The sequence below is a fragment of the Roseiarcus sp. genome (assembly GCF_052145395.1).
Classification (GTDB): Bacteria; Pseudomonadota; Alphaproteobacteria; order Rhizobiales; family Beijerinckiaceae; genus Roseiarcus.
On the sequence record NZ_JBKQOT010000110.1, the window covers coordinates 1 to 13,216 of the forward strand.

At 68.3% G+C, this 13,216-nt stretch carries 10 protein-coding genes; 5 read left to right on the forward strand and 5 right to left on the reverse strand.

Going from position 1 to position 13,216, the window contains the following annotated elements; translation table 11 throughout:
• Positions 1–164: 164 nt before the first annotated feature.
• Positions 165–569, forward strand: a complete 405-nt coding sequence (locus ACLP25_RS03880) for a hypothetical protein (protein ID WP_442467914.1) — start codon at positions 165–167, stop codon at positions 567–569.
• Positions 570–1,001: 432 nt separating this feature from the next.
• On the opposite strand, the gene ligA is transcribed toward ACLP25_RS03880, so the two are convergent.
• Positions 1,002–3,107 carry an NAD-dependent DNA ligase LigA gene (gene ligA, locus ACLP25_RS03885; protein WP_442467915.1) on the reverse strand — a complete coding sequence of 702 codons (2,106 nt, stop codon included), beginning with the start codon at positions 3,105–3,107 and terminating at the stop codon, positions 1,002–1,004.
• A 188-nt stretch (positions 3,108–3,295) separates the two neighbouring features.
• On the opposite strand from ligA, the gene ACLP25_RS03890 reads away from it, so the two are divergent.
• Entirely contained in the window at positions 3,296–3,634 is a 339-nt protein-coding gene (locus ACLP25_RS03890; RefSeq protein ID WP_442467916.1) for a hypothetical protein, read from the forward strand.
• A gap of 13 nt (positions 3,635–3,647) precedes the next feature.
• On the opposite strand, the gene ACLP25_RS03895 is transcribed toward ACLP25_RS03890, so the two are convergent.
• The 3 genes from ACLP25_RS03895 to miaA form a co-directional block, all read right to left on the reverse strand.
• On the reverse strand, positions 3,648–4,874 hold the full coding sequence (locus tag ACLP25_RS03895; protein WP_442467917.1) for a DUF1015 domain-containing protein: 1,227 nt from the start codon (positions 4,872–4,874) through the stop codon (positions 3,648–3,650).
• A gap of 92 nt (positions 4,875–4,966) precedes the next feature.
• A complete protein-coding gene (locus ACLP25_RS03900) occupies positions 4,967–5,779 on the reverse strand; it encodes a bestrophin-like domain (RefSeq protein ID WP_442467918.1) in 813 nt (270 codons plus the stop codon).
• A gap of 81 nt (positions 5,780–5,860) precedes the next feature.
• A complete protein-coding gene (miaA, locus tag ACLP25_RS03905; protein WP_442467923.1) occupies positions 5,861–6,778 on the reverse strand; it encodes a tRNA (adenosine(37)-N6)-dimethylallyltransferase MiaA in 918 nt (305 codons plus the stop codon).
• 18 nt (positions 6,779–6,796) lie between these two features.
• On the opposite strand from miaA, the gene serB reads away from it, so the two are divergent.
• Both serB and ACLP25_RS03915 read left to right on the forward strand, forming a co-directional pair.
• Positions 6,797–7,693 (forward strand): phosphoserine phosphatase SerB, encoded by an 897-nt coding sequence (gene serB / locus ACLP25_RS03910; protein WP_442467919.1) that lies wholly within the window; start codon positions 6,797–6,799, stop codon positions 7,691–7,693.
• A gap of 2 nt (positions 7,694–7,695) precedes the next feature.
• A complete protein-coding gene (locus tag ACLP25_RS03915) occupies positions 7,696–8,517 on the forward strand; it encodes a CDP-diacylglycerol diphosphatase (RefSeq protein WP_442467920.1) in 822 nt (273 codons plus the stop codon).
• A 6-nt stretch (positions 8,518–8,523) separates the two neighbouring features.
• Here ACLP25_RS03915 and ACLP25_RS03920 read toward each other — a convergent pair whose 3' ends face one another.
• Positions 8,524–9,867 carry a peptidoglycan-binding domain-containing protein gene (locus ACLP25_RS03920; protein ID WP_442467921.1) on the reverse strand — a complete coding sequence of 448 codons (1,344 nt, stop codon included), beginning with the start codon at positions 9,865–9,867 and terminating at the stop codon, positions 8,524–8,526.
• A gap of 229 nt (positions 9,868–10,096) precedes the next feature.
• Here ACLP25_RS03920 and ACLP25_RS03925 point away from each other — a divergent pair.
• A partial coding sequence (locus ACLP25_RS03925; RefSeq protein WP_442467922.1) for an alpha-2-macroglobulin family protein occupies positions 10,097–13,216 on the forward strand: 3,120 nt, incomplete at its 3' end.

Here is a 13,216-nt window from a genome sequence, read left to right on the forward strand (position 1 = left end):
CCCCTTCCGGCGAGGGCGCGTTCGCCGATCGGTCGCGATGGTAGAGGGAGCGTCAAGGCGGAGCCCCGCGTCCGCACGCTTGGCTCTCGCCAGGCGTGATGCGACATGGTCGGAAAACGAACGGCCCGGATCGAGTACCGGCGGAAAACAAGGAGAACCTGTTCATGACCGCGGCCAATAACGCCCCGCTGCGCAAGGTGACGCTGCACGCAGCGCGATCGAAGGAGTTTCCCGAAGGATCGATCCGCCACGGCTATGATTTTGTCGCACCGCTGACCGAAGACGGCCGGATCGACATCGAGGCGTGGAAGCTCCACCGCAGCGAATGCTTCGCCCATCGCTTCTGGGCCGACGAGCCTGCGATGCATGGGCTTCTCATTCACCGGGCCGGCGGCCGCGGCGGCTCGAGCTGGGCCTTCGAATGGAAGACTCCCCGCGCCGCGAGAGACGACGAGGACGAAGGTTTCCGCTTCGGCGACCATGTGTTCAAGGTCGGCGAATACGTCTCCGTCCGAGAGGCGGAAGGAGACCTTCTGACCTTCCGCGTAGCCAGTGTTGGAGAGCCGTAAAGGTTGAGCGCTGCCGTCCCGCGCGCGATGCGCGGTAGTCGCAATAGGTGCGCCAACTATCGCCAAGGGCATTCTCGGGCTCGGCGCGGGCCTGAAGGTGCTCGGCGTCTCCGTCCATCATCCTCCAAAAGGACATAATGCTGACTTGTGTAGCCGAGCATGGGTGCCTCTTCCTCGCGCTCCTTGCTCCAGCGGCCGATGCTTAGCCGTACGGTGTTCGGCGGCGATCGGCCAGCGGAAGCCCAACGCCCACAGCCATTTGAGCTGGCGCCGCCGCATCGCGAGCTCCTTGGCGACGCAGTCGTCGCTTTGGGCGTAGACGTAGAGTTCGTCGTCTTACGTCAGAAGCTTGACCTCTACGCCGTCGCGGGCCTCGCGCCAGGGCTTGTCGAGTAGATGCTTTTCGAGGCGCGGCCCATCGCCTATTGACAGTCACACTCCGGCCGACCGCTTCAGCCACTCCTCCTCGTCGATCGTCTCGACCCCGAGTTCGCGCGCCTTCGTGAGCTTCGAGCCTGCGCCAGGGCCGGCGACGACGAGATCGGTCTTGCCCGAGATTGAGCCCGAGACCTTTGCCCCGAGGCGCTCGGCCATCGCCTTGGCCTCGTCGCGGGTCATTCTCTCGAGCGATCCGGTGAAGACGATCGTCTTACCGGCGAGCGGGTGGCCGGCCGCGACCGCCTCCATCGGTTCGACCGTGACCTCCTTCAGCAACGCGTCGAGCGCGTCTTCATTTCGCGGCTCGGCGAAGAAATCGGCGACCGCCTCGGCGACCACTGGTCCGATCCCCTCGACGGCGGCCAGCTCCTGAGCCGCGTCGGGCGCGCGTGCCGCGACCCGAAAAGTCTCCCAGTCGCCGTAGTGGCGGGCGAGGCGGCGCGCGTTGGTTTCGCCGACGTGGCGGACGCCGAGTGCGAACAGGAATCGGTTGAGCGCGATCGTCCGTCGCGTGTCGATGGCGTCGAAAAGGTTCTTCGCCGACGTCTCGCCGAAGCCTTCCCAGTCGCGCAAGGGCGGGCGGCCCTGGCCGTCGCGAGCGCGCAGAGTGAAAATGTCGGCGGGCGTGCGGATCAGACCTTCCTTGAAGAAGAGCTCGATCAGCTTGTCGCCAAAGCCCTCGATGTCGAAGGCGTTTCGCGAGGCGAAATGCTTCAGCCCCTCGACAGCCTGCGCCGGGCAGACGAGATGGCCGGTGCAGCGGCGCACGACGTCGGCCTCGCCGGTCTTTTCGTCGATCTCGCGCAGCGCCGCCGAGCCGCAGACCGGGCAGATGAAGTTCCCACGCTCGTCTTGCGGGAAGACGAAAGGGTCGGGCCACGGCTGCGGGCGCTTGTCGAGCACGACACCGACGACCTGCGGGATGACGTCGCCCGCGCGCTGCACCACGACCGTATCGCCGACCCGCACGTCCTTGCGGGCGATCTCGTCCTCGTTGTGCAGGGTGGCGTTGGACACGACCACGCCGCCGACCGTCACGGGCTTCAGCTTGGCGAGCGGCGTCAACGCGCCCGTGCGTCCGACATTGATCTGGATCGCCTCCAGCACGGTCATCACCCGCTCGGCCGGAAACTTGTGGGCGGTCGCCCAGCGCGGCGAGCGCGATATAAAGCCGAGCCGCTGCTGCAGGGCAAGGTCGTCGACCTTGTAGACAACGCCGTCGATGTCGTAGCCGAGGTTGGCGCGCTCGGCTTCGATGGCGTGGTAGTGCGCAAGCATCTCCTCTGCCGATCGGCAGAGCTTCGTCAACGGATTGGCTGGCAGGCCGAAGCGCCGCATGGCCTCGATCGCGCCGAACTGGGTCGTCGCGAAGGGCGCGCTCACCTCGCCCCAGGCGTAGGCGAAGAACTTGAGCGGGCGGGAGGCTGTGATGCGCGGGTCGAGTTGGCGCAGCGAGCCGGCGGTGAAGTTGCGCGGATTGGCGAAGGTCGGTTTGCCGGCCTCGGCCTGGCGGGTGTTGAGCGCCTGGAAGTCGGCGTGGCGCATGTAGACCTCGCCGCGCGCCTCGAAGATTTTTGGGGCGCCGGAGAGGCGGTTAGGGATGGCGTCGATGGTGCGGATGTTGGCGGTGACGTCCTCGCCCTCGTAGCCGTCGCCGCGGGTCGTGGCCTGGACGAGCCCGCCGTCCTCGTAGCGAATGTTGCAGGAGAGGCCGTCGATCTTCGGCTCGGCGGTCATCGCCAGCGGCGCGTCATTGGCAAGCCCGAGGAAGCGCCGCACCCGGGCGCAGAACTCCTCGACCTCCGCGTCGGCGAAAATGTTGCCGAGCGACAGCATCGGAACAGCGTGGCGGACCTTGGCGAATTTTTCCGCCGGCGCCGCGCCGACCTTGCGGGAAAGCGACTCCGCGTCGGCGAGCTCCGGAAACGTCGCCTCGAGCGCCTGGTAGCGGCGGCGCAAGTCGTCGTATTCCGCGTCGGAGACGGTCGGGGCGTCCTCCTGGAAATAGCGCCTGTCGTGCTCGGCGATCTCGGCGCCGAGGCGCGCGTGCTCGGCGCGCGCTTTGGCGAGGGTTTCAGCGGGGTGCGGCGTCTTGCTCATTTGCCGGAGGCTAGCGCAGGGCCGGGCGGGGCGGAAGGCGTCGCCTGTAACACCGGGTCCATCGGGCGTCCGTAAGGACGCCCGTCTCGGGCTACCGAGCGCGCCGTACAACGCATTGGGTTCCAGCTTCGGGCAACGCTCCAGTCCGATTGTCGTCGCTCGTCCGTGCTACTCTTCAGGGGCCGCATTTGCGCTTACGACTTGCGATTCTCGCCGCTGCGGGGTGTCTGGCTGGATGCGCTCCGGGCGGCTATCCGGCCCTGAGGGATTCCTACCCGCCGCCGTTTGACGCCTTCCAGGCGAGCCAAAGGCTCCGGGTCGGCATGCCGCGCGAGATCGCAATCATCGCGATCGGCTGGTCGCCGATCTCGTCACAAACTTCGACCTGCGGCGTGCTGATGACGGTCGATTCGCAATGCGAGGTTATGACCTTCGGCGTCTACGAGAACAATCGCCTCACCGTCTACCTCGTCCCCACCGGCCAGGGCTATTCGGTGGTGACGAGCTGGCTGCCTCGCAAGGGGTGAGCGCGGCTCGGCCTCAATCCAGCATATGGCTGACCATGCCGTCGGCGAGCTTGGGCTCGAACCAGGTCGACTTCGGCGGCATGATCTGGCCGGCGTCGGCGACCGCCATCAGGTCGCGCATCTCAGTCGGATAGAGCGCGAAGGCGATGGCGGCAGCGCCGGAATTGACGAGCCGCTCCAGCTCCTCGAGGCCGCGGCCGCCGCCGACGAAGTCGATTCGCTTGTCGCGGCGCGGGTCGGTGACGCCGAAGATCGGCTCGATCACGTTTTTCGCCAGCAGCGTCACCGGTAGCCGTGCGACCGGATCGGCGCTACGGGCAGCCTCGGCCGCGATCTCGGCCTTGAGCGCGAGCCGATGCCAGCGTCCGCCTAAGACCATCCCGACCTCGTCAGGGCGGCTCGGGCGGACCGGACCATCGCTTGGCTCGACCGTATAGCGATGTCCGATCTCCCGCAAGACGTCGTCCGGGTTGAGGCCGTTCAGGTCGCGTAACACGCGGTTGTAGTCGAGAATGGTCATCTGCTGCTCCGGCAGCAGCACGGCGAGGAAAGAACCGTCTTTATTGCCGCGGGTCTCGGCGACCCGTAGGGCCGCGGCCGAACGATGGTGGCCGTCGGCGATATAGAGCGCCGGCAGGGCGTCGACGGCGAGGGTCAGCGCCGCGACCGTCGCCTCGTCGTCGACGACCCAGAGTTCGTGGCGCACCCCGTCGTCGGCCGTGACGTCGACCGCCGGGCTTCCCTTTGCGGCGCCGGCGAGCAGCGCGTCGATCGCAGGCGTCTCCGGGTAGGCCAGCATTACCGGCCCGGTCTGCGCGCCGACCGCCTCGATCTGACGCACGCGGTCGTCCTCCTTCGCCGGCGTCGTCAGCTCGTGCTTGCGGATGCGGTTTTCGGCGTAAGTCGCGAGCGACGCGACCGCGGCGAAGCCGGTCTCGACGTGACCGCGCCAGGTAAGGCGATACACGTAGTAGGAAGGCGCTCGGTCGCGGACGAGCACGCCGGCGTCGATCATGCGGCGAAGATTGTCGGCCGCCTTGGCGTAGACCGCGGAATCGTACGGATCGATCGCCGGATCGAGGTCGATCTCGGCCTTGGAGACGTGCAAGAAGCTCCACGGCTTGCCCTTGGCGCGTTCGCGCGCCTCGGCGCTCGACAGCACGTCATAGGGCGGCGCGAGCACGTCCGCCGCGCGTCCGGGCGCGGGTCGAAGAGCGCGGAAGGGTTTGATCAGGGTCAATGGCTTTTCTCACGTGAGGACCGGACTGGGCGTTCGCTGCGTAAGCATGCCGCGCGTTTGCGGCGTCTGGCAAGTCGAAGGGAATGGCCTCATTAATCCTTGGGATACGCCATGTCTTCCACCGTCCTGACCAGACGCTCGAACGGCGCCGCGGAGACATGGTTCTGGCCGCGAAAGGGATTGTCCAGCAAGATGATGAGGGAGAGAACGAGGGCGATCGAGGCGGCCAACATCGCGACCATGACCACGTGCATGGCAAAGTTCGGAACCCCAAAAAGGTAGCTGAACACGATGGTCAGGGCTGCGCCCGCGATCAGGTTCCACCACAGGATCGGTGGCAAACCTTCGCCGGCGGCGTGAAATCGTCCGCGCCGCGCGTCGTAGAGCGCGTTCAGGTTGTGGAGCATCTCGGTCTCAATCGCCTGGGACCCCGGATCGGACGGGCGGAATTGCGCCAGAGACAGGTGGAACTTATCCATGAGCTGCCATCCGGCCGCGTCCTCGACGCGCCCGGCGGCGAGCGCCGGCCATTCGTCCTGCACGACCGTCTCGGCATAGACGAAAAGAGTGTGTCGAAGCCCGGTCGCCGGCGGATCGGGAAGGCCGACCGTGTCGCGGTAGAGATTGCCGACGAGATTGGCTTCGGTCTGCACCAGCGCGTCGGCTTTGCCGAAATCTTCCCACACGGCCACTGCGATGAAGGCCAGCAGCACCGCATAGATCACCCCGACGACCGCGATGGTAAATCCTGCGACCTCGTTGTGGGCGCGGCGAAGCGGATGCGGCACGGAAACATGAATCAGGACCAGCCCGAAGACCGACACAGCCACCGAAATCCCAACCACGGCGGCGATCGCCAGCGTGGTCGGCAGTTCGACGATCCAATTGTTCAACGCGACAAACATGATTAACCTCGATGATCCCGTGGACCCGATTTCGGGAAGCCGGGCGGGCCTGCCGACGATTCGCCTCAAATTCGTCCCGCGTTACCGCAGCGCCCTCGCCCCGGCCTCCATCGCCGCCTCCGGCGCGACCCATTCGAAGCCCGCGAGCTGATGCCGGGCCCAGGTGAACTGGCGTTTGGCGTAATGGCGGGTGTCCAGCTTCGAACGTTCGGCGGCTTCGCCGAGCTTGAGCCGTCCCTCGAGATGGGCGATCAGGTGCGGGACGCCGTGGGCGCGCATGACCGGCAGCGCCGGGTCGAGGTTTCGCCGTGCGAGCCTTTCCACCTCCTGAAGCGCGCCTTCGGCGATCATCGCGTCGAAACGGGCGTCGATGCGCCGGTAAAGCGCCTCGCGGTCGGGAGCGAGGAACAGGCCGCTCCATTCCCCAGCCCGGAGGGCGGGCTCGGCGCGTGCGCCGTGGAAGGCGGCAAGCGGCCGGCCGGTCGCGGCGAGCACTTCCAGGGCGCGCAGAATCCGCTGCCGGTCCGAGGGCCTGAGCCGTGTGGCGGTCTCAGGGTCTGCCGCCATGAGGTCGGCGTGCAGCTTCGGGCTCGGGCGGCCCTCGGCCTCAGCGCGGACCCTGGCCCGGACAGCTTCCGGGACCGCCGGCATGTCGGACAGGCCTTCGGTCAGGGCGCGGAAATAGAGGCCGGTGCCGCCCACGAAAATGACCGGTCGGTCCGCCGTCTCGGCGAGAATTTCCCTGGCTCGGCGCGCCCAGCGGCCGACCGAGAAGTTGACCGCGCCGTCGATTTCGCCGAAGAGACGGTGCGGCGCCTGCACCTCCTCTGCGCGCGTCGGACGCGCGGTGAGAATGCGAAGGTCGGCATAGACCTGCATGGAATCGGCGTTGACGATCGTCGCGCCAAACCTGTGGGCCAGATCGAGCGCCGCCGCGGACTTGCCGCTCGCCGTCGGTCCTGCGAGGAGGAGCGCCCGCCTCACAACGCCGAACCCGATCGAGTCCTTGGAAGCCGCATGCCCTCGTCCGTTCTTGTCGCCACGCTGATCGCCGATGCAAGCAAAGCGCCGCTGAGCGATGCCCGAATCGATCGCGCCGCGCTAGCCCTTGGCGGAATCGAGCGCCGGCGCTGGCTCGATGAGGGCGCGGCCGCGGACATGGTCTTTACCGGCGACATCGACGACAGGCGCGCCGCGCTCGAGGCGCATTTTGCCGGTGAACCGGTCGACGTGATCGTGCAGCCGCTCTCCGGCCGAGAGAAGAAGCTTGTTATGGCCGACATGGACTCGACTCTGATCGGCCAGGAACGCGTGGACGAGCTTGCGGCTCTTGTCGGCGTCGGCGCGCATGTCGCCGCCATCACCGAGCGGGCGATGCGCGGCGAGATCGACTTCGAGCCGGCGCTGCGCGAGCGGGTGGCTCTGCTCAAGGGCCTGCCGCTCGGCGTCATCGACGACGTGCAGGAAAGCCGCATCGAGCTCAACCCTGGCGCGCGCACGCTCGCCCGAACAATGCGGGCGCGTGGTGCGCGGTTGGTCATCGTCTCCGGCGGCTTTCGCCAGTTCACCTCCGCGGTCGCCGCCCTCATCGGGGCCGACGAGGACCGCGCCAACACGCTGATAACGGCCGACGGCAATCTGACGGGCGAGGTCGCCGAACCGATTCTCGGCCGGGACGCCAAGCGCGCGGCGCTTCTCGAAGTCGCCGCCGAGATGGGCCTGTCGCTCGATCAGACGCTCGCCGTCGGCGACGGCGCCAACGACCTCGCCATGTTGTCCGCCGTCGGCCTAGGAGTGGCCTATCACGCCAAACCCAAAGTGGCCGAGGCCGCCGAGGCGCGCGTGGATCACGCCGACCTCACGGCGCTCCTTTACGCGCAGGGGATTTCGCGCAAAGCTTTTGTCGAGGGGTAACAGTGACGCACATACAAATTCCCGCACAGCGATTTCCCGCCGAGCGATGGCTCGCCTGGGGCCTTGCGCTCGCCGCCGCCGGGCTGGCGCTGACCATGTCGGCCGCCCGCGCGGTCCCGTCCCACCGCGCGGCCCTGTGGCAGGTGGTTCGCTCCTGCGTCGCCGACAAGCATCTGACCGGACTGCCGTATCCCTGCCTCGCGGTCGATCTGACGGAGGGTGAGGAGCGCGGCCATGTCGTCCTGCGTCCGCCCTGGGCGAACGACATGATTCTCACGCCGACTCGTGAGAGCGTCGGCGTCGAGGACCCGTTCCTGCAGTCTCCGGAAGCCCCGAACTATTTCGCCGAGGCCTGGCGGGCCCGCACGATGATCGCGACAGCCAACGGCCGGCCGCCGGCCCGCGACCAGATTGCCCTGGTCGTCAACTCCAGACCTGTCCGGGGTCAGGACCAGCTTCACATCCACATCGGCTGCCTCGTCCCTGAGGCAAGGCGCTTTCTCGCTGGCGCGGCGCCGAAGCTGCCGCTGGACCAGTGGCGGCTAATCGGCCCGGTCGTTCCGCATCAGCCTTTCTGGGCGTTGCGGGTTCGAAGCGCGGACCTCGCCGGCGTCGAGCCCTTCCGGCTCGTCCGCGCGGAACTCGGCGGCGCGGTCCGGGATCCGGCCGATCTGGTTATCGCGGTCGTCGGCGCGACGGTCTCGGGAAACGATGAAATCCTGATCCTCGCCAGTTACGAACGCGCACCGGGTTCATGGTGGCCGGTCGGCTCGGACAACCTCATCGACCAGCGATGCCAGGGCGAAGCGGAGGCCCGCGGTTAGGCCGCGTCACTTTCCGCACGTCACCGCGGCGACCGCCGTCCTCTTCCGTGCGGCGATCGCGCCCGCGCTGAGCGGAGCCGGGGCGGCAAGCGGCGTCAGCGTCCCGCCGCCCAGGAAGGCGTCGATTGCCTCGGCGTCGATCAGCGGGTGCGGGGCGGCGAGCGCGACGCCCCCGACGCGTCTCGGCTCTTCCGTGACCGGGGCGACGAGGCCCGCGAGCCCTCCCGAACGGTCGAACACAGGGCCGCCCGCCGCGCTCTTGTCGAGCGACGCGACGACGGCCGGCCTTGCCCCGCCGGCGAGCGAAGCCGACATGGCCGCGACGCGCTCCCCGTCGGCGCTCAGCACGATGAGGTCGGGCGCGAGCGCGCCGCGCGGCGGCGGCTCGGCCTTGGCGCCGAAGTCGCCGGAGAGCATCGCGAGACCGGTCGCCGCGTCGGACCGCTCGAACCGGGCCGGCTTCCCGGCGACGCTCGGGTTCGGGCAGTCCTCCGGCTTCAGCGCGGTGAGCGCGCGGCCCGGCGCGACGATTAGGGCCGTCGCCGAAGGCGCCGCCGGCTGCGGCGGCGGGGCGGAGCCGGTCGGCGGTTCGGCGGCCGGGGTCGCGGCGCCCGTCGCGGCGCCGGCCTGCGGGAAGGCCACGAAGGAATTGGCGACCGCCAGCGCGACGCGGTCGAGATCTTTGCGCCCTGCGGGATAGGCGAACTCAAATCCGCGGACAGGCGGATTCGCCCCGGTCTCCAGTTCGTAGCGCGCGTAGAATTTTTTGCCCCCGTCCAGGCCTGAAACGACGAAGAAGGCGCCGGGTTTCAAAGCCTTGTAGGCGACCTTGCGGGTCGGGGTGTCGGCGGCGAGCCGCGCATAGAGGTCGAGGAGATCGCCGCTCGCGTCCAAGGCGAAGTCGAGCGTGACGCCGCTCTTGGCGTCGATGAGCTTCGTCGGCGTGCCGATTCGTGCGCCGGTCTTCGGGTCGACGCTTGTCTTGAAGCCGGCGCCGGCCTCAGCCTTCTGCCCGGCTTCGAGCAGCGCCTGGAGCTGGCCGGCCGAGAGGACGCCGTCGCCCTTGCCCTTCTGGGTGAGCTGGAAGGCGACGATCGAGTCGCGCGTGCGCTTGCCGAATTCGCCGTCGCTCGTCCCATTGTAAAGGCCGAGCCAGACGAGCGCGTCCTGCGCGGCGACGCGCGTCGCCAGAGGCAGGGCGAGGAACGCCGCCTTCTCAGCGTCGAACGCCGCATCTGTGGGTGCGGCGGGCTGAGGCGGCTTCAGCGGCGGGGTCTCAGCGGGGGCGGGCAGGGCGCCGAGGAGCGAAGCCGCAAAAAGAAGCGTGAGGCGAGCGGGCCGGCTGAACATGTCTCCCCCAAGACGCCGACACGGGGCTGGCGGCGCCGGGATGCTAGAGGAAGACGGGCGTCGACGGAACACGGGTCCTTGTCCCATGGAGCGGGACGTAACCCGGCGGCGCCGTCATCTCGATGGGCGGCGGCCGTCGCTATGGTATAGATCTGCGGCGCCATGCCGCAGAGACCGAACGACCGACGTCCCGGAGCATGCGCCTGAGAGTCTCCCCGAGGGGGTGAACATGCTCCAAGCCTTGCGCGCCTTCCTCCTGCTGGTCCTTCTGGCGGGCGCGGCGTTCGCCGCCGAGGTCAAGCCCTACGTCAACGAGGACATGGCGAGCGACGCTGTGCGGCTCGCCGAGACGCTGAAGACCGATGCGGCCAAGATCGGCGCTGAGGCCGCGGGAAAGACGCCGGACGACCTGCGCAAGGCGGCCGCCGCCGCCACGACTGCCGGCAAATACGACCTAGCCGCGAAACTCGTCGCCGCCGCCGTAACCGGCGCGCCCAAGGACCCGGCGAACTGGCTCGCCTACGCTAATGTCGCGCTCAAGGCCGACGACGCCCAGGCGAACAACCGCTGGGACCTCGTCACTGAGGGGGCGGTTGCGGCCTACGCCGCATATCAACGCGCAGCCGCGCCCGACGCACAAGCCGCCGCGCTCGCGACCCTCGGCGATCTCCTTGCACGCCACAGCGCCTGGCGCGGCGCGCTCGACGCTTACAAAGCCTCGCTCGACAGGCGCGACAACATCGACCTCCGCAAGACCTACGAGGCGTTGCGCGAGCAGTACGGCTTCCGCATCCTCGATTACAAGGTCGACAACGAATCGACCAACCCGCGCGTCTGCTTCACCTTCTCGGAGCAGCTCGCGCGCAAGACCGATTTCGCGCTCTACGTCGCGGTGTCCGGCGTGTCGAACACGGCGATCTCGAACGAGGACCAGCAGATCTGCGTCGAGGGACTGAAGCACGGCGAGCGCTATGCGATCGTGCTGCGCCAGGGTCTGCCCTCGGCGGTCGGCGAGAACCTCCTGAAGGCGGCCGATTACGAGATCTACGTGCGCGACCGCTCGCCGCAGGCCCATTTCGCCGGCAAGGCCTATGTGCTGCCGCGCGAGGGGCAGGAGGGCGCGCCGCTCGTCACGGTCAACACGTCCAAGGTCGCCGTCGACGTCTACCGCATCGGCGATCGCAACCTCATCGCGACCGTCAACCGCGACGATTTCCTGAAACCCATCGACGCCTCCCGCGCCCGCGCCATCGCCGATGAGGACGGGCAGAAGGTGTGGAGCGGCGCGATGGATGTCGCAAGCGAGCTCAACAAGGACGTGGTCACGGAATTCCCGGTCCTGAAGGCGGTCGGGAAGCTCGATTCCGGCGTCTATCTCGTCACCGCACGGCCGTGGAAGGAGAAGACCACGAATACGGACGAGACCGAAGATGCGCAGCTTGCGACTCAGTGGATGGTCGTCTCCGACCTCGGCCTCACCGCCATCTCCGGTGACGACGGCGTGCACGTGTTTGTCCAGTCGCTTGGCTCGGCCGGGCCGGTCACGGGCGTCGAGCTGAAGCTGGTTGCGCGCAACAACGAAGTGCTCGGGGTCAAAACCACGGGAGCCGACGGACGAGCGGATTTCGATCCGGGTCTTTCACGCGGCAAGGGAGGCTCTGCGCCGGGGCTCCTGGTGGCGACCCTCAATGGCGACTACAATTTCCTGAATCTGGCGCAGAACGCCTTCGATCTCACTGACCGCGGCGTCGGCGGCCGCGACGCGCCGGCCGGGCTCGACGCGTTCCTCTACACCGAGCGCGGCGTCTATCGCTCGGGCGAAACGGTGTTTGCGACCGCGCTCCTGCGCGACGCCAAAGGCGTCGCCCGCGCTGGCCTGCCGCTGACGCTGGTGGTCAAGCGTTCCGACGGCGTCGAGTACAAGCGCGCCACGATTTCCGACGAGGGGCTCGGCGGGCGCGCCTTCGCCGTTCCGCTGCTGCCGGGCTCGGCGCCCGGCAAATGGGCCATCGAGGCCTACGCCGATCCGAAGGGCGATCCGATCGGGGCGGTCGAGTTCCTGCTCGAGGACTACATCCCCGAGCGGCTCGACTTCACGCTGAAACCCGCCAGGGCCTTTATCGCGCCGGGCGAGCCGATCGCGCTGACCCTCGACGCGCGATTTCTTTACGGAGCGCCGGCGAGCGGCCTCGACGTCACCGGCGCGATCCGGCTCGAGGCGGTCGCGGACGGGGCGCTCACGGGCTTCCCGGGCTATGTCGCGGGCCTCGCCGACGACGACTTCACCACGGTCGAGACCCAGTTTTCCGACAAGGTGACGACCGACGCCAAGGGCCATGCCGAGCTCTCGGTCGACCTGCCCGACGCCACCACGACGCGGCCCTTGGAGGCCAAGCTGATCGTCGACGTCGCCGAGCCCGGCGGGCGGACGGTCGAGCGCACCGTCACGCTGCCGGTGCGCGCCAAGGGCGTCGTAGTCGGCGTGAAGCCGGACTTCGATTCCTCGATCGGCGCGGGCGATCAGGCGACGTTCGAGGCGATCGCGGTCGCGCCGGACGGGACGCGCGTCATGCGCAAGGGCGCGGAATGGTCGCTCTATCAGGTGACCAACGACTACCAGTGGTTCAACAGCGACGGCCGCTGGAATTATGAGCCGGTCAAGTCGTCAAAACGGGTCGCGAGCGGCGTCGTCGACATCGGCGCGGAGGCGCCGGCGAAGTTCTCCGCCCCGGTCCAGTGGGGGGCGCATCGGCTCGACGTGAAAACGCTCGACGGCGAGGAGACGAGCCTCACTTTCGACGTCGGCTGGTCGGGCACGGCGAGCGCCGACACGCCCGACAACGCCGTCGTCACCCTCGACAAGGCGGCTTACGCGCCGGGCGACGAGGCGAAGCTGCGCATCAACTCCGCTTACGCCGGCAAGGCGACGGTGGCGCTGGTCGGCGACGCGATCGAACGATTGGTCGACGTCGACCTCGTCGCCGGCGACAATGTCGTACCGTTCACCGTCGGCGCCGACTGGGGTCCCGGCGCCTATGCGGTCGCGCTCACCCACCGTCCGCTCGACGTCAATTCGCGACGCATGCCGGGCCGGGCCATCGGGCTCGCCTGGTTCGCCATCGGCCGCGACGCGCGGAAGCTCGACATCGCCTTCTCGGCGCCGACGCTGGCGAGGCCGCGCGAGCCGATTGAGGTCCCGATTGCGGCTTCTGGCCTTGCCCCCGGCGAGTCGGCGCATGTCACCGTCTCGGCGGTCGACGTCGGCATCCTCAACCTCACCGGCTACAAGACGCCGGACCCGGGATCGTATTTCTTCGGCCAGCGCAAGCTGCCGGTCGAGATCCGCGAC